Below are 23,762 nucleotides of genomic sequence, written 5' to 3'. Positions count from 1 at the left end.
CCTAGTGGGCTCGATAACTGCTCCTGCGTTATTCTAATGACTTACATCCATGTAAGAATAAGTAAAAACCAAGTAAAGCTTCCGCGTCCTGCTCACGCCCCTTACCTACATCCATGTAGGCAACAAAGAGTTTATCGCCCCTAGGAGAACCCAAAGGGCAGCGCATGTTTGGCATTTATGCAGCGTTATCGCCTATTTATGGGGAATAACCACACTTCACAGGCTCTGCCTTGCCTAAAAACCAAACACACGGGAATGCGCTACAACCAACAAGTAATACAACACACACTTTATTTTTTGCAAACAGGTGCATTTTTACCCCCAACACAAAGAACCACGGCCCTTTATTAACCCCCTAACTGCGGCTAATTTTAGGTAAAAAAAAAGCAAGCCATGTGGCTTGCTTTTGAGTGCCCGTTCAAAGGCTACACACTCTCAACATACTTTTTAAAAACGGTAACTTGCACCCAGTGTAATACGACGGTCAGTTAAACCTTGGAAACACAATAGTGCGCTTTCGTTTACACATGATTGGCTAATTTCAGATTCAGTAATATTTACTGCCTCTAAACCAATATTAAGTTGCTCGTTCACATCGTAGCTAATACTTGCATTAAGCTGGCCACGGTCTTCCTGTACCACTGGGAAACCCCAAGGGAAGCTAGACGTACTACCAAAGTCATTTGAACGATACCCTTCACGCCACGTGTAACGCATACGTGCTGATAGGCCAAATTTTTCGTAGTACAGCGTAAAGTTATACGCGTTTTCAGAAAGGTTAAGTAAGCCTTGAATTTCACTTACTTCAATACCTGGCGTACCGGTGGTTGCTGCAAATACATTACTTGCTCTTGAGGTTGCTGAATTTTCGGTTTCACCACCTGAGAACTCTTGAATTGTATAGTTAGCTAGCACACCAAAACCAGATGCCCACCCTAGGTCTTTTTCAAAGCCTGATAGGTCATATTGAAAGGCAAACTCAATCCCTTTTTGGGTAGTTTCACCACTATCGTTTACTTTTGTTTCTGTACCAACACATACGCCACGGCCATTCTCAGGGCCAAATACGTTTATATCTGCAATGGGGTTAAATATACCGCCGCCTTCACATGGATCTGTTAAGTCGCGATACCCTGTTACAGGGTCTTCAACTGGCGAGGTTAACTGATTTACGTGTAAGTCTTTACGTGTTTTATGAAAAATACCTACGCTAAATACACTTGCCTCTGCAAAATACCACTCTGCCGATAAATCGTAAGACAGTACTTCTTCAGGTTTCAGTGCTGGGTTACCAAATTCAACTTCGTCATTTGGACTTGTGCTGTAAGTAATAGATGTTGATAGGTCGTTATAATCAGGGCGACGAATATCTTTACCAACACCAAAGCGTACAAGTACATCTTCTGATACATCAGCCACAAGGTTTAAACGAGGTAAAATAAAGTCATAGTCTGATTCATTGGTAATACGCGTTACCAGTTCATTACCACTACCATCTTGAGTAACTGAGTTACCCGTAGACTCTACGTCTGTTTGAATGTAACGCACACCAATGTTACCGCGCACCATTTCGTACTCAAAGTTAGCTTGTGCATATAGCGCATGGGTGGTTTCTTCTATATCAAAAAAACCTGCAGAACTTGAAGTAGGTGCATTTAATGTTTTGCTTGAACCGTGCGCAGTCATCGCTGCTTGTAATGTGGCAAGTACCGCATCAGGGTCTGAGGCCACAAGCTCTGGATCAATAAGTAAAAAGTCGCCTATGTATAACGAGCGGCCATCAGCTTCGTTAAAGTTATCTGGGCCTGCCACTAATAAGTCGGCAAATAAATCACCCGACGGGCTATCAGCCATGGTTCTTAAACCAATGCTTGAGGTAATTTCGTTTTGTTTGCTTTGTGATTTACTGTAGCGGTAACCAAAATCAATAGAGGTTACAATTGAGTCTGTGTAATAGGTTGAATCAATACGGAACGCATCTTCAGAGTTTTCAACGGTATCTTGACCAATATTTACATCACGTAGCACTACATTTGCAGGGTCTAGTAGTTGTTCAACCGTTGGCGCGTACTCTGCCCCCTCTGCAATACCAAATGCCAATGCGCCACCTGATAAGTCATACTCAAACGGCACACTATTATCATTACCGCCACCAGCATCTAACGGCACATTAGGGTTAATAAAGTTAAGCGTTGTATTAAAGCTAGGCGTAGTTGTATCTGAAGATGATGATGCAATTTCAGCACTAACAAACCACTTATCGCCTTGCCATTCGCCACCGAGTCTAAAAATATTACTGTCGGTAACACGCGAGTTTGTATCACTTGAAAAACGAAGGTTAGGATCGTCATCATCGTTTTCTAAATTAACCGGAATGACACCGCGTAAGGCCGCTTGAATAGACCCAAGGTTGGTACCGCCAAGTGAGCCTAAGTTTACGGTTTCAAATTCATCAGGAACCGAAATATCATTAAGCGCACTTACACCAGAGGCCTGTACACGAGAACTTTCTTGGCGACGTTCTTGATCGTTAACCACAGCATCAAAATAAAACTTTGTGTTGTCGTTTGGCGCCCATTCAATGGTACCTACAAAGTTTTTAGTTTCGTATTCGTAGTTATCGTAATCTTGTACAAAAAATTGAATCGGTAAAAAGTCAAAAGACTGAGCGCTGGCTACACCACTATCTGCAGTGATAATGTTATCTCTATCAGCACGTGGGCGAAACGCCGTTACATCTTGCTCTGCGTAGCTGCCGCTCACTAACACACCAAATTTACCGTAATCACCTTCCCAGTTATCAGCAAAAGTTCCCGAAAAACGTGGTTGCAAACCGCTATCAGTGCTTAAGCTACTGTGCTCACCTTGCACTCTAATAGTGGCTAGCTGCTCACCTAAATGCAGTGGGCGAATCGTTTTAAGGTTAATAGTACCGCCTACAGAGCCCTCTATTGTTTTCGCTTCAGGCGACTTTATTACCTCTAAACTTGAAATAATTGACGCTGATACATCTTCAAAGCTAATACCACTTCGACCAGAGCCTGAGCCCACCGTTGATACACCGTTAATTTCGGTACGGTTAGCATCGGTACCACGAATTTGTACACCTGTGCCTACACCCGCTTGACGTGTAATTTGAATACCCGTTACGTTTTCTAATACTTCAGCGAGGTTTTGATCGGGTAATTTACCAATATCTTCTGACTGAATAATTTCAACTAGGCTATCTGCAGAGCGTTTTTCAGCAAGTGCATTAGTAAGTGATTGACGAATGCCAGATACTTCGATGATCTCTACATCATCTTCTGCAATTGGCTTGGCTTCCTGTGCGTGTGTGGACATAGAAAGGTTTAATGCTGTGGCAGATATAACTGCTAGCGTAATTTTTGATAACTTGTGATTCATAGTTTTTCCTGTGTGTGTCAGTGCTATGTGTAACTCGCTATATATTTTTTATTAAACGCCTTACCATTTATCTAAATGGTTAACTTAATATTTACAGCAAAAGCACCAAAGGTCAACCTATTGGTAAACCATTTTTGTAAAAAAAGCAAAAACCGTCATTACCAATAAAAGCCAATTCGGCATGACAAAAATACTTTTGTTACTGACCATAATATAACCACTTGTATTTAATGTGCTTTTAAATCTAAATTAAGGTTAAATAACACACAAAAATAGATTAAAACCTCCTCAACCTGACTGATATATTTTTTTTATATATACAGCGTTATTTTAATATTTAGCCGTTTTTACCGAATTAATTGGTCAACCAAGATAAAGATAGTAGACTTTTGGCTAACTAATTCGCTGCCAATAACGCAGCGTTACTAACACTGAGTTTAGTAATGCTGCGCTTTAGGTAAAAAGGTTTAACCAAGATTTAGTTAAGAGAGTACGCCGCAATTCAAAAAGCTTAGGGTTAATAGCCCACACGCACATACAAAAAAACCCAATTAGCGGCATACGCTAATTGGGTTTTAAAGTGGGGATCACTGGTTATTGTGTTATAGCTTAAAGCTCATTCCTAAGAATAAACGTGGGCCGTAATCGTTTACTTCACCTAGGTTATCTTCCACAAAGAAGTCTTGTGACTTAGGTGCGCTAAACAAGTTAATGGCTTCAGCTTTAACTCTAAAGTGCTCGTTAATTTTATACGATGCACGCATTTCCCATACACCTACGGCATCAACATAACGTAAGCGGGTACCATTACTGGTATATGGTTGGAAGTATTCACTACGGTATTTATAAATAATGGCCGTATCAAAGTCACCAATTTGGTAATACAGTTGGCTGCTAAATACATGCTCTGAGAACCCCGGCACCGAACCAGGTTCAATAATACCGGCAGTTAATTGAGTAGTATTGCCATCTAGGTCGGTAACGTATGTATCGCCATATAAGCTATCTTCAAACTCAAAGTCAGTATCTGCAAAGTTATAGCCAAATTTTACACCAATACCATTATCCCAACGGTACGAGAACGATGCTTCTAAACCCAGTATATCGCTATCATTATCGGTTGTTACTGAATTTGTCACTGGTAGTGATACTGTTTCACCGCCAACCACATAGTCTTCAATCACAGTTTGTTGCTGGAAGCCACCTTGGAACTGTTTGTAGTATAGGCTTAGCGCTAAAATAGAATCTTCATTAGGGTACCATTCAAAGGCTAAGTCGTAGTTCCATGACATTAATGGTTGAGTATCAGGGTTACCTGAACCATCTACGGTTAATAAGTCAGAAAGCGATAGCGCAACAGATTGATCGTCTGTTACAAAGTCGCGATCATAGCCTAAATCAGATGGGTCAGCACGTGACATACCACGGTAAATACCCGCACGTAGTAAAATATCTTCACTGTAATCAACTACTAAGTTAAAGCTTGGTAAATATTTAGTATAACCACCGCCGCTTTCGGTTCTTTCTAGTGAATCCCCTACATCGAGGGTTACAGCGCCTGTAGTTTCATCTACATCTACAGTGTAATTTGTTCTAAAGCCTACCGAGGTTACATCAGTATCAACTATACGTAGGCCGAAGTTACCACGAATAAACTTACCAAATACTTCGGTGTCGTAGTTTGCCATTAAGTACACTGAGGTGGTTTTTTCAGTAACATCTATGGTACCGGCATTTTCGTACTCAACATCAGGGTAACCAAATTCACCTGTATAGTCAGCGTCTGTAGCCGCTACAGCTTGAGAGAAACACACGTTATCGTAGGTCGCCCACGAAGAACCTGTTCCAGAGCTTATTACATTACCGCTACTATCTACATTTGTTACTAAGTTGCCATCCGATACGCTAGATAAAAAATCAGATTCTGGGAAGTCAATTTGACAGCCTTGAAGTATCTCTAATGCTGAGTCATCGCCTATCGTGTACTCAGTACGAGACCCATTACCTTGGCTACCACCAAACTGTATAAAGCTTAGCTCTGAGGCTCTAATACCCCCTTCAATACTGGTAAATATATCGCCCTCTAACGCGTAGTCAAAATCAATACGCGCCGATTTAACTACGTTTTCGCGAACATTTTCACGGTCTAAACGTGTACGTAAGCTATCTGTAAAGTTAGAAATATCAGTTACATCAAAGTCCGTTAAGGTGAAGTGAGGAATTTCATCGCCCATATCCCAGCTAAACAAATTACGGTCTGCGGTTCTACCACGGTTAGAAATTTGTAGCTCTTCACGCTCAGTTTTTGAATACGCTAAATCAAGATTTACAGTAAGGCGGTCGGTTACCGTGTGCTCAATATTAATACCATAACCTTGGTAGTTTTCTTCACGTGAGAATTGCTCGCCCGCCGATTCAATACGTTCTTCACCTTCCCAATGTAAAATTCCGCCTACATCGTTAGTTACAAGCGTTGGGCCTGTTAGACCAGGTGTTGCGCGTTTTTGTAAAAAAATTAAATCGTGGCGTGCTTCTCTTTGTGTTCTGTCAGAGATTTGTGCATCAAAGTTAACATCCCACTCAGACGACGGCTGGTATTGCATTGCAATAAATACAGCATCACGCTCATCTGAGGTTTCATTTTGACGATAGCTGCGGCTACTACCTGTCCATGCGTATGGAGTGCCATCGCTTTCGGCTTTGCCTGTTTCTGGGTCGATGTTTGTTTGATAACCTTGATTGTTACTACCACTTACTTGGTCTTCACAATCACCTGCGCTGCTTCTGTAAAAGCCTTCATTCGTATTAGTTGGGTCATTTAAACATGCCCAAAGTGAAGAGCCCGATGGGCTTGAGCTTCTGTACTCGGCCTCTGGTTGGCTAATATCTTGACGCTGCACACCAAAAGACACACCTACTGCTTGGCCATCGGCAAACTCAAACTGGTCAACATAACTAAACGTACCACGATAGCCTGTATCACTTTGCAGTGAGTTTTCTACATTACTTTCATCTGGGTTATAATTTAGTTTAACTTCGCCTTGTACGCGTTGCTTGCCGTAATCTAGCGGGGCAATCGTTTCAAGTGCAATCACACCGGCTACGCCACCTTCAATCATTGAAGCATCTTGGGTTTTGTAAATAGCGACCTTTTTTACAAGCTCTGATGGAAACTGTGAAAAGTTAACCGAGCGGTCACCACTACCATTGGTAGCTTCACGGCCATTAATATGGGTTGCGCTTAAAAATGGGCCTAAACCACGAATGGTGATTTCGGTAGCGCCCCCGTTTTCACGGTGAGATGCGGCACCGGTAATCGACTCAAGCGCTTCACCAATTGACAGCGCGGGTAAATCACCAATATCTTCTGCAGATAAACCATCGACAACCGTTGTTGCCTCACGCTTAATTGCAATTTGATCTTGTATGGTTCTACGAGTACCTGTAACGCTGATGATTTCTACATCTTGCTCTACTTCAGTCACTTTTTCTTGGGCTTCTTGCTGAGCAAAAGCATTAAATGACAATGAGCCTGCCATACCTGCAAGTAAACTTGCTCTAATTAACTTAGCAGCAGGTGAAAGTGCAAAATGATTACAAACAGAGCTGTTTGTAAAATGTTGACGTCTTCGATCCATTTTTAACGACATGCCGCGTTCTCCTTTATCATTGTGTGTGTTGTGCGTAGTTTGCTATTTTTATAAGTATTAATAATGTGCAGTGTGGGCTTATTCATCTTGTGCCACCCACGTAGAGCCTGCACCTACATCAGTGCTTTGGATGTAGTATAAGTTTCTTGCACCTGCTAAGGCTTGTGCTCCATTTGAGTCAGTCTCAAGCAGCGTACTTGTAGCAGTGACAAACTCTGGGATTTCTTTACCATTTGCTTCTGGGTTTTGGTCAATAGCGCCATCGGTGTCGTATTCACCATTGCCATTTAAGTTTCTAATATCAACCCATAGGTCGCTCGCATCGCCCGACTCATAACTGTCACTAAAGCCAAAGCTGTTAGAGAACAGTGATTCAGTATGGTTAATTAGGTCACAGTCGTATTCAAAAGAGTGATCGCTCGACAGCTCGTTAGGGTAAAAGAAACCATAAACAAGCGCGCTGCTTTCAATGGTGTCTTCATCAGTTTGATCGCCCACCCCATTAGCATTTAAATTACCGTTGAAGTTAATTTCAAACGCATTTTTAGTTAAACCATACAGTACAGGGGCATTTTCTGCGGTAAGCTCATCACAATCTCCAACAGGTGCCTTTGAACCTATTTCTGTACTAAATAAAAATGGTTGCTGTGAGTTAAGTACCGTATTGTTAGTAACATTAAGGGTAAAGTCGCCTGCGCCATCAAGCACAGCTTGGTTACCTCCATTTGGCACCCCGCCATCAGCTTGTGAAAATGGGTTAGCGGTAAATACAATACCACCGGCTTCTTTATTACCTGAGCGAATACCAGCGATGTAGTTATTGCTTACAGTGTGACCTAAAGGCGTAACTAGCACGCCAGCAGGACGATCGCTTGAACTTGCAATATCAGTGGTACGAATAATAATGTTGTCTGATACCGTATTAAATCCACCATCTTCAAGCGAAATACCGCCATTAGGATTTAAAATGGTATTGCCTTTAATCGTCGCGCCAGAGGTTTGTACGCGCATTAAACGTCGGCCTGTAACAAAGTTTTCTACTCGGTTATATTGAATAGTAAAGTTTGCATCATCAGCAGAGCCTGTACCTGTTGTACTACCTGCGTTAATTAAGTGCAGGCTAGAATTACCAAAATTTGGGTTGCTGCTGGTACCTGTGAAAAGGTTATATTGAATAACGTGGTTAGTGCTCGATGAAGACATTTTGATCACCGAACCATTTTCTGCTTTATCGCGGTTGGCAAAGGTATTACGCTCAACCATTGCGGCGTCGCCTTTAAGCATTAACCAATGGTAGGTAGAATTATTTAACGTCTCTGCTTCACCATCGATAGTATTTTGTGTAAATGTGAAGTTGTCACCCTCAGAATAAATAACGGCATCTTCTTCGGTTTCACAAAAGCCACCCGATTTAGTATCAATATTTTTAAATGTAAGCCCTTCAATACCCGCGCCATCAACCCCACTGGCTACATGAATACAAAGCTCGCCACTAATTACCGGGCTTTGTCCTTCAACAGCTTTAAGTGTTGCTGCGCTGGTTAGCATAATGGCATCAAGATCGGCATATACACCGGTATTTAAACCAAGCACATCGCCATCACCGAGCCCTGCATTAATAGCACCTAATAGCGCATCCGCATCGCTTATCACTTGCGTGTACACTACTGTATCGGCGGCGCCCGTAATTGTGCTTGAAAAGCCATCGTTATCGGTATAGCTCGCAGTGACCGATATAATCGCGCCAGCTTGATTAGTTGGCGTAAATGTTTTGCTGTTGGTATCTGCAATTGCAACGCCATCAGCAAGCCAAGTGTAAGTAACGTTTTGCTCATCTACCCCGTTGTTATCGCTAATTTCAGCGGTTAATTCGCTAGTCACTAAATAAGGCGTAGCCCCTGAGATGGTGATACTACCCGCTTCATCTACAGCCTCTGCAGAAACAGCAATGGTTGCCTCAGAAAGGTTGTCTTCGGTAAAACCGTGATCGTCCGTGTAGGTAACCTGTACGGTAATAAATTGCCCTAATAATGACTCATCTACAACGTAAGTGCTTTGCGTGGCACCACTAATTGCAACCTCATCAGCAAACCACTGGTAAGTAATTGTGCCGCTTGCGCCATCTTCATCTGTTATTTCGGCTGTAAGTGTATTACCCACCGTAGGTGTGCCAACAATAGCCACCGACCCTTCTGAATTTGCACGCTCTACTGGCGCTGTGGCATTTGATGTAGCTGACTCTGCAAAGCCTCTGTTATCTTCAAATGCTGCATTTACGGTTATAACTTTACCTAGTTGCGATTCGGTAATAGTGTAGGTTGCTAGGGTTTCATCGGCAATTTCAACATCATCTGCAAACCATGTATATGCTACAAGCGCCGGATCAAAACCATTTTCATCCGCTACATTAGCACTTAGTTCATTACCTATAATTGCATCACCGTTAATTTCTACCGTGGCCGCAAAAGGAATAGCTGACACTTCATCGGTGGGCTCACTTAAATGTGACTCATTAACACCGCTGTCATCTGTATAAAGTGCTTGTGCTGTAATTGCAAAACCAATTTGCTCATCTGTTAATGTAAAAGTTGCGTCATTAGCGCCACTTATAACTTGTCCGTCGGCGTACCAGTAGTAGCTTACTTCGCCAGAAATACCATCGGCATCATTCACGCTGGTCGACAATGTTTCGCCCGTTAACGCTGTGCCTGATAGAGCAATAGAGCCCAATGTGTTGTTATTATTATTTGAATCCGTGTCACAACCTATAATGGCAGCTGCAACAGCACATAATGCAAAATGTTTTAATTTCATCATGGCTCTATTCTCCTTAATTGTGTGGTTTAGTATTTAGCAGGTGTTATGTGTGATTTACCAAATACCCAGTGTGTTATTACCAAATTATTTTGTTTTTACGCTTCATTGTTAACCAACTTGGTAATATAAGCATAATAAAAACACTTTTACCACTATATTCGTTCAAAATTCATCATATCTTATTAACTGAAAGTTAACTTACGTCTATATCTAATAACGCAGCGTTATTACCAATATTAATTTCACGAATAGATAAACAAGCAACCTTTATGAACAATTGGTTTTACCGAAAGAATTACTCTTAATTGTTACGTAGCGCGATAAGCACATAAAGAATGGAGGGGTGGAAAATACAGGCGTAAAGCTTTAACTGTAATAGCCTATAGATATGAATTTTTGGTGTGTATATAAAATAACGTAGCCACTGTGTTTAACTCACTATTAGTCAGCAGTGGCTTACGTTTTATTTAAAAGGCGTAAGGGCACAATAACCGCCCTTTTGTACTGGGGCCTTAGTCAGATTTAATAAACCGTAGAATTAAAGTAAGTCACAGGTTCACTAGAGCCTAAAATAACAGGCACACGCTGATGCAGCTCATCGGGCTGAATATCTAAAATACGCATGCCTTTAGAGGTGGCTATACCGCCTGCGTTTTCAGTAAGCATTGCCAGTGGGTTAGCTTCGTAAAGTAAGCGTATTTTACCGTTTTCATTACCCGCGCGCGTATCTTGCGGGTACATAAATACCCCGCCACGGCATAAAATTCGGTGCACATCGCCAACCATGGCTGCATTATAGCGAATTGAGCTTTTAGCAAATTCTTCTGATGTATACAGTAATTTATCAAAGTAAACTTGTGTTGCTTCATCCCAGTATCGGTAATTTGCCATATTAACCGAGAACTCACGGCTTTTACTCGGTACTGCAAGCTCTGGTTTTGTCAGCAAAAAGCCACCGTGGGTTAAATCGTGTGTATAACAGCGGGTTGGCCCACCTGTACTCATTACTAGTAACGACGATGGCCCATACAGCACGTAGCCTGCACAAACCTGGTTAGTACCGGGTTGATTAAATTGCTCATCACTATCGTAGGGCACATCTGCTTTTGCTGGGTAAATGGTAAAAATAGTGCCTATTTGCCCGTTAACATCAATGTTTGATGACCCATCAAGGGGATCAAATGCCACAATATATTTACCATCAGGGTGGGCGCCTACTGCATTATCTTCTTCTTCAGATGCCACTGTTTTTACAAGATCATCATCAATTAAGGTATCTTTTAACAGTTGATTGGCAATGACATCTAACTTTTTTTGCACCTCGCCCTGGATATTTTCGTTAAGGGTAGAGCCTAAAACACCCGCAAGCTCACCTTGGCTTACTCTAAACGCTATTTCTTTTGTGGTTGCTAATAGCGTGCGAATTAACATAATAAGGTCGGTTTCAACCCCATCTTGCTTTAATACTTTATTCAGTCTTTTCATGCGCTATACCTGTTCACACAATTAAGGTCGTCAAAACATTGGATCAGGCGAGCCACCATATGCTGCTCCGACTGACGTAACCACACACGTGGATCATAGTATTTTTTATTGGGTTTATCTTCGCCATCAGGGTTACCAATTTGGCCTTGCAAGTAGTCTTGTTTTTCTTGGTAGTAGTTTAATACCCCGTTCCAACTCGCCCATTGGGTGTCGGTATCAATGTTCATTTTTACCACCCCGTAGGTTAGCGACTCCGCAATTTTACTGTGCTCAGAGCCACTCCCACCGTGAAATACAAAATTAATAGCGTTATGCTCTAAATTAAATTTTTCAGCTACATAGGCTTGCGAGTCGCGTAATATGGTAGGTGTTAATACCACATTGCCAGGCTTGTATACGCCGTGGACGTTACCAAAAGAAGCAGCAATGATAAAATTAGGGCTTATTTTACTAAGTCGCTCATAGGCGTAGGCTACATCTTCTGGTTGAGTGTAAAGCGCAGAGATGTCTAGGTGCGAGTTATCAACCCCGTCTTCTTCTCCGCCGGTACACCCGAGCTCTATTTCAAGTGTCATGCCTATTTTTGCCATCCGCGCTAAATAACGCTCACAAATTTCTATATTTTCTTCCAGTGGCTCTTCTGACAGGTCTATCATGTGCGATGAAAAAAGCGGCTTGCCTGTTTGTGCAAAATACTTTTCGCCTTCATCTAATAAACCATCAATCCAAGGCAGTAGTTTTTTTGCTGCGTGATCTGTGTGCAGCATGACAGCAACGCCATAGTGCTTCGCCACGTTATGCACATACTGTGCAGCACTTATTGCCCCAACAACGGCAGATTGCTGGCCCTCTAGTGCTAAACCTTTACCACAAAAAAACTGCGCTCCCCCATTAGATAGTTGAATAATGACCGGCGACTTCATTTTTTTTGCGGCCTCTAAGGTGGCATTAATTGACGATGTGCTCACCACGTTTACAGCAGGCAATGCATACTGATGCGTTCGTGCGTGTTTATACACTTCGCTTACTTCATCGCCAACAACAACGCCTGGTGCAATGGTTGGGGCTAAATAATTCATTTTTTGCTCCTTGCTATTTTAAAGCCTCGATACAAGAGTCTGTAATGGCTTGCCAATTACCCTGCGTTACCCATTCTTTTTTAGCAACCCAGGTACCGCCTACTGCAAATACATTGTTTAACGACAAGTAATCCATTTTATTTTTTTCGCTTACACCGCCGGTCGGGCAAAAGCTCACTGCACGAAATACAGATGAGACAGCAGAGACAAACGGCGCACCACCAGCCAGTGAAGCAGGAAAGAGTTTTTGCTCTTCAAAACCATACTCAAGCGCCATTAATATATCGCCGGTATTTGATACACCTGGCAATACTGGCACGTTACACTTAACCAGCTCACTTAATAGTGTAGGCGATACAGCGGGAGTAACTATAAAATCTGAGCCTGCTTCTAGCGCTTGCTTTAAAATTGTTTCGTTAATAACGGTGCCTGCGCCCACTTTTAGCTGTGGAACCTGTTCTTTTATGGCTTTAAGCGCATCAATTGATGCATCTGTTCTAAGAACAACTTCTACCAAAGTTAGGCCTGCCTCTGCCATTGCTTTAGCAATGTTTACACCTTGCTCTGGCGTGTCTGCTTGAATTATAGGTAGCAGAGTTTGCCCTGCCATTAGTTCAGAAAAGCGAGTCATGCGTTATTTCCCTTATTTTAAGTAATCGTGCTACTTAGTGTTATAAATTGAGTAAATTAGCCAGTTAGAGACCTGATTTGGCCATGGCTTGTTGAAAAACATCTTTTGGTGCAATAGCACCGGGTTGCTGAATAACAGCGCCGGCAGCCTGCGCGCCCAGCTTAACCGCTTCGCTAATTGGGCGCCCATCTAAGCGCGCTCCTAAATACACGCCGTTAAAGGCATCGCCTGCGGAGGTTGTATCAACAACGTTTTTAACCGGCGTAATACTGTGGCTTTGCACTGTATTAGCCTCTTTTGTAATGACTGAATCGGGGCCGTTTTTTACTATAATTTCGTTAATGTTGTACGGAGCCAAATAATCAATTACCGCTTCTACACTTTGCACGTTGTAAAGCGTTTCTAAGTCTTCAACGCCGGGTAACGTAATATCGGCTAGGCTAAATGCACTATGGTATTGCGCTTTAGTTTGCTCAACGTTATCCCAAAGTCGCGCACGGTAATTTGGGTCAAATACTATTTTTACACCCGCGGCTTTAAGTTGCTTCACTATGTCCCAAAACTGCGCTCTTGCTTGCTCTTCTATTACGGCTAAAGAAATACCCGAAAAGAAAAACATATCACCCGATGACAGCTGCTTAACAAGCCCAGGGCTGATAAATTCAACCACCTTTTTGGCTGCTGAATCATCACGCCAATAAATAAAACTGCGCTCGCCTTGCTCGTCCGTTTCTATGTAATACATACCTGGCACTTTACTGTTATGAGCAAATACATAGTCTGTATTTAATTGCTCACTTGCAAAACGCTCACGCATTTTTTTACTTAAGTTATCCTCCCCTAAAGCGGTAATAACTGAGGTGCTGATTTGTGGGAAACAACGCTTTAAGTAAACAGCCGAATTGTATACGTCACCTGCAAATGACTGATGCAATGTAGAGGGAACAGTCGCTCTTAACTCAATCATGCACTCGCCAATAAAGTAAATATTTTTCATTATTATCACTTACCTTAGGTAGTAAATGGCTGTGAGAAACACAGCCATTGCCAACAAATTAGTTAGGCTTTTTCAATGGTTCAATTTTTGGAATTAAAATCCATACTGCTGCCATTGCAATAATCGCTAAAGACGCGCCTATCACAAACGCCGGTGTATAATTACCGTCCGCTGTTAAAATAGGTACCAATGACGTAAGGCCTACAGCACCTAATTTAGCGGCCATGCCAGAGAAGCCCGACAACGTACCTACCGCTTTTTTACCCAGTAAGTCGCTTGGTAAGGTTTGCACGTTACCAATGGCGGTTTGAAAACCAAATAAAATAACAGCCATAATAAGTACCGCAATTACCGGCTCGCCTGGGTTTGCCATTGCAAGCAGCGCCGGCAACATAATTAAACACCCTAATGTGATGGTCAGCTTACGCGTTTTATCGGTATTCCAGCCTGCTTTAAGGCGGTTTTGGGCAAGTAAGCCACCAAACCAAGCACCAAACATAGCGCCTACATACGGAACCCAGCCATAAATACCAATCGATTTAACATCCATGCCATACACTTCGTTTAAGTAAATTGGTATCCAAAAAACAAATAACCACCAAATAGGGTCGATAGCTGCAGAGGCTATAATTACGCCCCAGCTTTGCTTACGAGAGAGTAACTCGCCTGTAGACGGGTTATATTCTTCTTCGTCATCGCTTGTTACATCGCCGTTATCATCAACGCGTCTTTGTCCGGTAAGAATGTACTCACGCTCTTCTTCACTTATCCAAGGGTGAGAGCCTGGAGGCGCTTTTACCAATATAATCCAAGGAACTAACCATAAAAAACCTAAGGCACCAACAAATACAAACACCATTTGCCAGCTAAAATACACGGTTAAATAAGCAATAAGCGGGATAGCAATAATGCCACCAATGGCTGCGCCAGAATTAAATATACCTTGCGCTAAAGCACGCTCTTTTGTTGGAAACCACTCGGCATTACCTTTAGCTGCACCGGGCCAGTTACCAGCTTCGGCTACACCTAAAATTGCACGGAAAATACTTAAGCTAAGCACCCCTTGTGCAAAAGCATGGGCAACAGTGGCTAATGACCACACACCAATTGAAAGCACAAAACCTAAACGCGTGCCAACCCAGTCAAAAATTTTGCCAAAAATAGCCTGGCCAAATGCATAAGCAAATACGAATACTATAGAAATATTAGCGTAAATTTGTTTACGCTCTAACGCAGATTCATCAGGGAACATCTCTTCCACAATGTCTGGCCATAAAACGCTAAGCGCTTGACGGTCGATGTAGTTAATAATGGTAGCAAGTGCAATTAGCACTATAACCCACCAGCGTAAGCCTTGAATTTTCATAGGTTATTCCTCAAGAAAGTCTTCGCGAGCTGGGCTAAAGGTATCAATCAGTATACCGCCAGTTGGGCACGTTGCACCGTGATCAGCAAAAGGAGGAATAAAACAGCTATCACCCGCTTTTAAGATTTTAGTTACGCCATCAATGTTAAAGTGAAACTCACCCTCAACCACATACGTTACTTGCGAGTGCCTGTGTGCATGGTTATAACCAATTGCCCCTTCTGAGAACCAAATTTTCACGGCCATTAGCTCTTCGTTATAGCCAAGCATTTGGCGTTTTAAGCCATTACCTAAATCTTCAATCTCGGTTTCGTTACCAAATGAAAAGTGTGCACTTTGCTTTTGCATCCTGTTTACTCCTGATTATTCTTCATCGCATAAACGCCAAGGCGGCCATTTAAGGTGAATGCTTTATTTTGATATGTGAATGTGTGTTTAGCTGCTTTATCGGCTTTGTTGATAGCAACCAAATAGGTATTATTTTTTACTTTAACTTCAATTAGGTCTAAGTGCTCTTGCGCGTCATACTTAAGTGACGATACACGGCTAACAGCCTCTAGGGTATATTCTTTACTTGGGTTGTATTCACCGTGAGGCTCAAGTACTGAAATAAATTTATGCTGTTTTTTACCTTCTACACGGCGAATGTAGCCATTTTCGTTACGAAGGTTAAAGTGTGGATCGTTTGCCCCTATTTGCGTAAATAAGAAAGACTCATCCCCTTTTACTAGGCTAGTTTGTGTATAAAAACGGCCGTTGTCGTTTAACCACGTTACCTTTGCTAGGCCTTCATCTGGTTGCGCCTGTGCTTTTAACCATAAATGTTGATAACCATTTTTATCACCCAGCGCAGCTAAGCTTTTGGTGTTACCAAGTAACTCAAAGCTGGTATCAATTAATTGGCCTTTGTAATGCAGTGGTAAATCAATTTTATGGGAGGAATCTGCAGTCACATTAAAAATATCAACTGCAAGCGTGCTTTCAAGCATAGGTAAATTAATTAACGCTAACGTGCGTTCAAGCTCAACACCTTTGTAAGCGGTGCTTATTTGCCCACTTGACACCGTTCCGTATTGGTTTGTTTCAAAGAAATTAAGCGTAGGATGATTGTTATTACCCACTTTAACATTTGCATTAAAATGCGAGGTTTCATCAATCACAACCGTATTGTGTGCCACGGTATGTTTTGCGTAAGTTTCGTTTTCTGGTAGGTAACGGCCGCCGTATTTAGCCTCAACATTTAAAAAACGTGCAGCGCCATAATCAGACACAATTTCATTGCCATGATCGTAAAACTGCCAAGTTAATTTATCAAAATGTCCATGCCCTAAACCCTGTGCGGCAGGTTTAAATAAAAGTGCTTGGTCGCCACCAGTTTGCGTACGCATTACTACCAAAGCCCCTTGCTCGCCATCGTTACCATCGCCAAATGCTACCGATTTAAATACATAAGGAGTTTGCTTATTTTTATCCAGTGCTTGAGCCACTTTTAGGCCATCGCCAGAGAGTATTATTTGATTTTGCTTTTTAGCTATATCTAAGTAACCAGTATCGTGTGTTAAACCATAAGCGGCTGTTACACCGTGTACCAGCTCTATTGTGTCTATACCTTTACTTTTAATTGCATCGTTTATCGGGAAAAACAAACCGTTATAGCTTAGCTGAATAGTGGTATCAATGGCTTTAAGTAATATGCCATCGCGATATTCAAAAATGTCTCGCTGCGGTTCGTTGTTTTCAATTGCTTTAGCAAAGGTAACAAACGGAAGTAGTGCAAAGCGTTGATAATAAGGACCTTCGTTGTAATAGCCTTGTGGCGAAAACAGCATGTCTAGCTGCTTAATAAAGCCACCCTCGCCCGATTTATCTAAATCGTAAAGAGACTTTTCGACCCACTCAGATTCATCTAACACATACCCTGCCATGCCTACACCGGCTGTAGCCCACGTACCATGGTTATGTACCTTGTTAAAGGTTGATGGCTGGCCTTGTGATAAAAATAACGATACTGGACGCAGTAAGTCATTTTCAATGGTTTTAATATTAGCGGCGCTTAACGCATCATGCACTAAATCGTATGCTTGAATGGTATAAACAAGCCACATGGCCTCATTAAGGCTTTGCCAAAATAGTTTACCTGGGTTTTGCGACTTAACTTTGCGCTTAGGATGTACATCAAGTGTTGGGTATAATTTGGCGTACTCAAGCAACATATCACGTACGTAATGAGCGTATTTATCATCTTGGCTTAGCTGATAAATAACACCGGCGTTATACATAAGCTGATAATTTTTTTTGTGTCGTTCGTGGGTATACCCTCCCCCACCGTCTTTTGGTACAGGCACTGTTATAGGGCTTTTAATTTGCTCATCCACTTGTGCCTTAAGCGCTGCAAATGCGTTGGCAAACTTGCCCTGTTCGTTGTTGCTAATTGCTTGGCGCATTTGCTGTACATCATCATTGGTTATTACCAAATTTGGATGCGCTGCGTAAGCGTTTATCGATAAAACTAAGGCACTTACAGTAACACCCAGCGTTTTAAATAATGACTTATTTGGGGTTAAATTCATCATTGTTAGTTCACCTTATTTAAAACGTTGTTATTTTTAAGCGTTGCCGTGTGCGGGCCCGCTACACGTAACTCTTTTACGCTTGGCGCTTGAGTTGCATCAAAGGTGTTATCTGTAATGGCTGTTATTGGCTCACCAACCGTGTGCTCAATTGTAATCGGTGCCGATTTTTCAAATACGTTGCTTGCAATATTTGTGACTTGTACACCGTGCGCATACACACTCGCTTGCGCCTTGTTGCGCTTACCTAAACCTACTTTAGTTAGGGTGTTATTGGTCATTAATAAATGCGGACCAAAGGTGCTTTCATCACTTCCACCTCGATATAACTTAACGACTCCACCGGCTACCTCATTAAAGGTATTGCTTTTAAGTGTTACATACTCTGCGTTATAAATACCTAAGTCTTCTATTTCGGTATTGAGACGTAAAATATCGCCAGTCACATTTTTAAAGGTGTTATTTACTAACGTGATTTCATCTGCCATCGCCCCTTTATCCGTTACAAAAAAGTGAAATGAGTGATTAATATTAAGATTAGTTAATTGTGAGTTGTGTATTTCAAAGCGGTAGTTATCAACCATGCCCCACTTTTTAGTACGTACCACACTATTATTAATGGCATCAGGTGCGTTTTCACCCGAGATAACTAAACCATCTAGCTTTAAGCTACCGCCGTCATGAATTTCGAATAAGGTGGAGCGTTGGTAGGTCAGCTTAGCTTTGCCAGTATGTTTAGCCTTAAGGGTAAGCACTTTTGTTATTTTAACGAGTTTAGAAACATCGTATTGACCATCTGCAAGCTCTAATACATCACCCGTTTGGGCTGCATTGATTGCGTTAAGTAAGGCATCTGCAGTTGCTATAACCTGGTGAGTTTTCCCCGTATCAAATGCTACAACTTGCTCTGTTTTTGGATACCAACTAACGCCGGTATCGGCCTTTTTTAGCACTTTTAAACCGCGTTTAGCACCTGCACTAATTTTGCTTGATTCAGGATACAGTAAACCGTTACTAGCTCTGGTTAGTGTTACATTTTGCTGTTTAACACCGTAATTTAACTCTTTTAATACCTGGGTATTAGCTACATTTTTACTAAATTTAATACCGCTTACATCATCAAAGGTTGTAAAAGGCTGCTCGCCATCTTGATTAATAATAAGGTTATTTTTCATTACGCTATTAATTGGTGCAGCGCTACGCTCGCTATCGCTACCTGCGCCAAGTTGTATATGACGCACATTTACATAGGTATTGTTTTCAATTGTCGCGTTTTCTACTTGATGGTAGCGATTTATTGGTGAGTTAGGTACGCCGTTCATAATCGTAAAACCACTTCCAAAGCGGTAGCCTGTTAAACCTTCTAAGTAGTTATTTTTTACTGTTTGGTTTTTATTAATGATGCGAATGCCACCTGTGTGATCTACACCGTTACCAAAAAAAACGTTCTCTTCTATAATATTGCCATTACCATGGCGCAGCGTTAGTGTGCCGCGAGATTCAAAAAACACATTATTGCGGATTTGGTTTTTCCCTGATTTAACCGAGATTATTTCTACTTCGCCGTTAGTACGTTCAAAGTAGTTGTTTTCAACTAAGGTCAATGAATCACTTAATGAATAGTGGCTAGTACCAATGCGCAGTGTTTCACCGCCGTTAGATCCAAAAGTAGGACGATAGCCAAAGAAGTTATGATCAATTTGATGGTGGTTTTGTTGGCTTTGCTCACTATTAAGCCTTACTGCAACCGTAACGCCTTTGTTACGTTTACCTACTAAGTGGCTGTGATCAAAACGATTGTGTTTACCATATAGAGCCACCCAATAGTCTGATTCTCGTTTATCGGGGTTATTGTAGTTATCGATAACAACTTGTGTTACGCGGGAGTGAGTAGCAAGCTCATCTTTATTTTTACGAAATTCAATAACGGCTGAGCTAGGCGTATAACCATTTTTAAATACAAGCCCTGACACTTCTAAATATGAACCCGCCAGTCTTAAATTAGATTGCCCTGATAAAATAACGTTACCCTTGGTTTGCGCTGTAAGCTTTATAGGGGCGTTTTTGGATCCTTGGCCTTGTAATAAAATTTCGAAATTAGACCACGTACCGTCTTTGAGAGTTACTTTATCGCCGGCAACGAGTTTGTCAGAGATTTCTTGAAAAGCTTGTTTAGTGTCTACAAAATAATCTTTGGCTGCCAATTGTGTGGATGTGCACCCAATAAGAACTAGGCTAAGCTTTATTATATTAATTAAACGCATAGATAACTCTTTTTCAGTGTGACCGGAAGTAATGCCTTATCAATAGTAATGCTGCACTCATTGCACAAAGCAGGTTAAATCTAGCCAATTGATGTTGTGTGTGTTTTGGTGCTTTAACTACGTTAAAGCACCCAATGTTATTGGTATTACTTTTCTAGAGTTTTAAAGTAATCAAAAATTTCTGGTACGTTGCCTTGCCCCATACCTGCATCAAATGCCGCTTGTAAGTTAGCAGATGACCCTTCAGCAATTTTTGATTCAGTCCCAAGGTCTGAAACCATTTGTAGGAAGTAGCCTAAATCTTTGTTTGCATTGGCAATTGAAAAACCAAGGTCGCTCACATTGTCTACCGCGTAGTTTTTACAAAATTGCATAAATGGAGAGCTAGAAGGCCCTGTCGACATAATGTCAAATAGTTGCTGGCGGTCTACACCGGCTTTGTCTGCTACAGCAAACGCTTGTGACATAGCACATACTGTGGTCATACCCATAAAGTTATTGATTAACTTAGTTGTATGCCCTGCGCCTAGCTCACCTAGGTGAAATACGTTTTCGCCTTGATCTTCAAGTACAGGTTTAACTTTATTGAAGGTGTCAATATCGCCCGCTGCCATAATATTTAATAGGCCGTCTTTAGCATGGGCTGGAGTACGCCCTAGTGGTGCGTCAATCATGCCTGCGCCTTTAGCGGCTAGATCAGCACCAATTTTTTTAGTAGACGAAGGAATTGATGTACCAAAATCAATTAATACCGCGCCTTCTTTAATACCCGCTAAAATGCCATCTTCTGCGTACACAATTTTTTCAACAACTGCTGATGTTGTTAAACAAAACATAATTATGTCTGCACCTTGTGCAAGCTCTTTTGCAGTGCTTGCTGTTTTTGCGCCTCTGCTAACGCATGCAGCAACCGCATCTTTGTTTAAATCCATAACAATAAGCTCATAGCCTTTGTTCTGTAAGTTTTCGGCCATATTGCCGCCCATTAAGCCAAGGCCGATAAAACCGATTACTGGTTTAGACATGAATAACTCCTAAATATGATGGCGCGTGCTTTTATGAGTACGAGTAATGATTTACCCCATAAATAGGTACGCTGTGTCGTTTAATTCAATTTGCTAAAGTAACCCTGAGCATGTTCGTTTGAATAGGTAACCCGCCGCGTTATTACCATTTGAGCGAATAAAAACAGAGTGATTACACGCTGTATATTGTTGACCGGTTACGTATTTATTTCGTTATGCTTAGCATTGCTTTGATTATTTATTAATACCTTGGAGAAGCTAAAACCAAGCAACTTACCAATTGGTATGTAAAAACTGTATTACCATACACCAATCTTGTCAACCAATAAGTTAACTTTGTAAACCAAGGTAATTTACAATTCATTTCAAGTTAACAAAATAACAATAATAAACAACTAGTTATAGGTAGTATGGAAATCAAATTAATTCAACGCACTTTTCCCTTCTTTGGTTAGAGCTTAATAAAAAATAGGTTGACCAATAAGTGCAACAACTTTATAAACTCGTATAAATAGCGTGGCTATAATTACATTGTGCACTAACCCATTGTTGGTAATACCACTAATTTAGTGTGCTAATATTATGGCAATGCGTGGTTGTAAATGCCGAGCCTTGCCCACATTTAGCTTAAATTGCCCGAACTCAGGTTAAGAAGTTTACTTACATATTAAATAGTACTGATATTTTAATTTATTTTACAAGCCGAGGTTTTCAGTGAAGGCAAAGCCACTTGCGCGGCAATAGCTGGGCTTATTGCAAATAAATTTGACGCAATGAGTGCGCAAATAGCTGGTTAATTTAAACTTATTGGTCACAGTTGAGGTAAAATAAGCCTCTAGGTATATAGCAGGCTCTGGCCTTTGCAATGCGGTTATGAATACTCCATTAAGACGCTATGCTCCACACCTATTTAAATTTAAACTCACAGAGGTAACCTAAATGCGTTTATTACACACAATGTTGCGTGTAGCCGACTTAGAAAAGTCACTTTCTTTTTATACACAGATTTTAGGAATGAAAGAATTACGCCGTTCTGACAACGAAGAGTACCGTTATACATTAGCTTTTGTAGGGTATGGTGAAGAGGATAGTAATACTGTATTAGAGCTTACTTATAATTGGGATGAAAATAGCTACGATCTTGGTAATGCATATGGCCATATAGCTATTGAATTTGACGATATATACAAGGCATGTGACGACATAAAGGCAGCAGGTGGAAACGTCAGTCGAGAACCGGGGCCAGTAAAAGGCGGCACAACAGAAATTGCTTTTGTGAAAGACCCTGATGGCTATTCAATTGAGCTTATTCAGAAAAAGAAAAACAAAGCTCACTAGGCAATAAAATTTATCAAAAAGGTGTCTAGTCGCACCTTTACCTTAGTTGGCTATCTTTACTTGCTCGGCGGTTTACGCCAGCAACGCCTTTGCCTTTAGCCTCAAGCTCGCTTTGACACGCCACACAGTGCCTAACACCTGGCAGCGCTAACCTGCGTGCCTGTGGTATTTCACAATCACACTCATCACAGAATTCAGCACTCGCGCCTGAGATTAAATTTTGCCTTGCATATTGCACTGCGTCATTAACACTTGCATCGATTTGATCTTGAATTGCGCCATCACGCGCCCAACCACTTGCCATAATTAACTCCTAATAATAAGAAATTAAACTAAAAGGCTAGCAGCACAGCGCTTTATAAATGCTGAATATTTTGTACAGGCTTTATTGATTGAGCTATTTAAAGGATGAATAAATATGGTTAAGAGTAATTTGTAATTTAGTTGTGCTATCCATTTTATCTACACATGCAGTTATAAGTATGTATTTTTAACGCAGCTAGCAAAAAATTTATCACTGTAAATGAATAATTATTATTGCGGATCGGTCTTGAAAGCCTAAGAAGTTATACGAAGGTGATTATTAATTAAATAGATAGGTTTTTAGATATTGAAGAAAATTAAAAGTGTAAAACTAAAATTTTAACAGATAACCGGTAGAAATTAATGCGCTGGATAGCGCTGAGGAAGTTATAGCTTTATACACTACTAAAATAGTAAGTGGCTTCTCAATAGATTAGTACTCTTGATAACGTCGTGCATAGAGAGTGCGGTGTCACACTGCTTTATACATCACCTAAAATAGTAAGTGGCGTCCCCAAGGGGATTCGAACCCCTGTTACCGCCGTGAAAGGGCGGTGTCCTAGGCCTCTAGACGATGGGGACGCAGAAATTGCTTTGCAAATCACTGATTTGCTATTTCTAAGTAAGATGAGACCGAGCCTGCGAGGCGAATGGCATTATCTTCTCAAAAACGTTTTCTGTGTCACTAGGACAACTGAATGGTTTGACTCGTTTCAGGCGAGTTTTTAATAACACTACCTTACTATAAATAGTAAGTGGCGTCCCCAAGGGGATTCGAACCCCTGTTACCGCCGTGAAAGGGCGGTGTCCTAGGCCTCTAGACGATGGGGAC

General features: G+C 41.4%; 14 protein-coding genes and 2 tRNA genes. 1 reads left to right on the top strand and 15 read right to left on the bottom strand.

From position 1 onward, the window contains the following. Positions 1-447 precede the first annotated feature (447 nt). From MTF68_RS14000 to MTF68_RS13945, 12 genes are all read right to left on the bottom strand, one after another. A complete protein-coding gene (locus MTF68_RS14000; RefSeq protein WP_055253067.1) occupies positions 448-3,405 on the bottom strand; it encodes a TonB-dependent receptor in 2,958 nt (985 codons plus the stop codon). A gap of 602 nt (positions 3,406-4,007) precedes the next feature. Then, positions 4,008-7,055 (bottom strand): TonB-dependent receptor, encoded by a 3,048-nt coding sequence (locus MTF68_RS13995; RefSeq protein ID WP_248462816.1) that lies wholly within the window; start codon positions 7,053-7,055, stop codon positions 4,008-4,010. 78 nt (positions 7,056-7,133) lie between these two features. Further along, complete coding sequence (locus MTF68_RS13990; protein WP_248462875.1) at positions 7,134-9,869, bottom strand: poly(beta-D-mannuronate) lyase; 2,736 nt, start codon at positions 9,867-9,869, stop codon at positions 7,134-7,136. Between the two features lie 525 nt (positions 9,870-10,394). Beyond that, positions 10,395-11,357 carry a class 1 fructose-bisphosphatase gene (locus tag MTF68_RS13985; protein ID WP_029772406.1) on the bottom strand — a complete coding sequence of 321 codons (963 nt, stop codon included), beginning with the start codon at positions 11,355-11,357 and terminating at the stop codon, positions 10,395-10,397. Continuing rightward, positions 11,354-12,436, bottom strand: coding sequence for a class II fructose-bisphosphate aldolase (gene fbaA / locus MTF68_RS13980; protein WP_248462814.1), 1,083 nt, complete (start codon positions 12,434-12,436; stop codon positions 11,354-11,356). The genes MTF68_RS13985 and fbaA overlap by 4 nt, the downstream gene beginning before the upstream one ends. Before the next feature lie 13 nt (positions 12,437-12,449). Then, complete coding sequence (eda, locus tag MTF68_RS13975; protein ID WP_024034155.1) at positions 12,450-13,067, bottom strand: bifunctional 4-hydroxy-2-oxoglutarate aldolase/2-dehydro-3-deoxy-phosphogluconate aldolase; 618 nt, start codon at positions 13,065-13,067, stop codon at positions 12,450-12,452. Between the two features lie 64 nt (positions 13,068-13,131). Further along, positions 13,132-14,064, bottom strand: a complete 933-nt coding sequence (locus MTF68_RS13970) for a sugar kinase (RefSeq protein ID WP_029772407.1) — start codon at positions 14,062-14,064, stop codon at positions 13,132-13,134. A 58-nt stretch (positions 14,065-14,122) separates the two neighbouring features. Next, the gene (locus MTF68_RS13965; RefSeq protein WP_055020381.1) at positions 14,123-15,430 is read right to left on the bottom strand and encodes an MFS transporter; all 1,308 of its coding nucleotides are present in this window, start codon (positions 15,428-15,430) and stop codon (positions 14,123-14,125) included. A 3-nt stretch (positions 15,431-15,433) separates the two neighbouring features. Next, complete coding sequence (locus MTF68_RS13960) at positions 15,434-15,778, bottom strand: cupin domain-containing protein (protein WP_004589273.1); 345 nt, start codon at positions 15,776-15,778, stop codon at positions 15,434-15,436. 5 nt (positions 15,779-15,783) lie between these two features. After that, positions 15,784-18,000 (bottom strand): heparinase II/III family protein, encoded by a 2,217-nt coding sequence (locus tag MTF68_RS13955; RefSeq protein ID WP_248462874.1) that lies wholly within the window; start codon positions 17,998-18,000, stop codon positions 15,784-15,786. Positions 18,001-18,005: 5 nt separating this feature from the next. Further along, positions 18,006-20,264, bottom strand: coding sequence for a chondroitinase-B domain-containing protein (locus MTF68_RS13950; RefSeq protein WP_248462813.1), 2,259 nt, complete (start codon positions 20,262-20,264; stop codon positions 18,006-18,008). Positions 20,265-20,410: 146 nt separating this feature from the next. Then, entirely contained in the window at positions 20,411-21,289 is an 879-nt protein-coding gene (locus MTF68_RS13945; protein WP_024034160.1) for an NAD(P)-dependent oxidoreductase, read from the bottom strand. Between the two features lie 939 nt (positions 21,290-22,228). On the opposite strand from MTF68_RS13945, the gene gloA reads away from it, so the two are divergent. Continuing rightward, on the top strand, positions 22,229-22,627 hold the full coding sequence (gene gloA / locus MTF68_RS13940; protein ID WP_004589277.1) for a lactoylglutathione lyase: 399 nt from the start codon (positions 22,229-22,231) through the stop codon (positions 22,625-22,627). Between the two features lie 37 nt (positions 22,628-22,664). Here the strand turns inward: gloA and MTF68_RS13935 are convergent, their stop codons facing one another. The 3 genes from MTF68_RS13935 to MTF68_RS13925 form a co-directional block, all read right to left on the bottom strand. Then, positions 22,665-22,931, bottom strand: a complete 267-nt coding sequence (locus tag MTF68_RS13935) for a DksA/TraR family C4-type zinc finger protein (RefSeq protein WP_024034161.1) — start codon at positions 22,929-22,931, stop codon at positions 22,665-22,667. A gap of 505 nt (positions 22,932-23,436) precedes the next feature. Continuing rightward, positions 23,437-23,512, bottom strand: a tRNA-Glu gene (locus MTF68_RS13930). A gap of 174 nt (positions 23,513-23,686) precedes the next feature. After that, a tRNA-Glu gene (locus MTF68_RS13925) sits at positions 23,687-23,762 on the bottom strand.

Origin of the sequence: Pseudoalteromonas sp. 2CM37A (genome assembly GCF_023161885.1) — a bacterium.
Taxonomy (GTDB): Bacteria; Pseudomonadota; Gammaproteobacteria; order Enterobacterales; family Alteromonadaceae; genus Pseudoalteromonas; species Pseudoalteromonas atlantica.
Note: the sequence above shows the minus strand (reverse complement) of the source record. Positions and strands in the feature narration are given on the sequence as shown.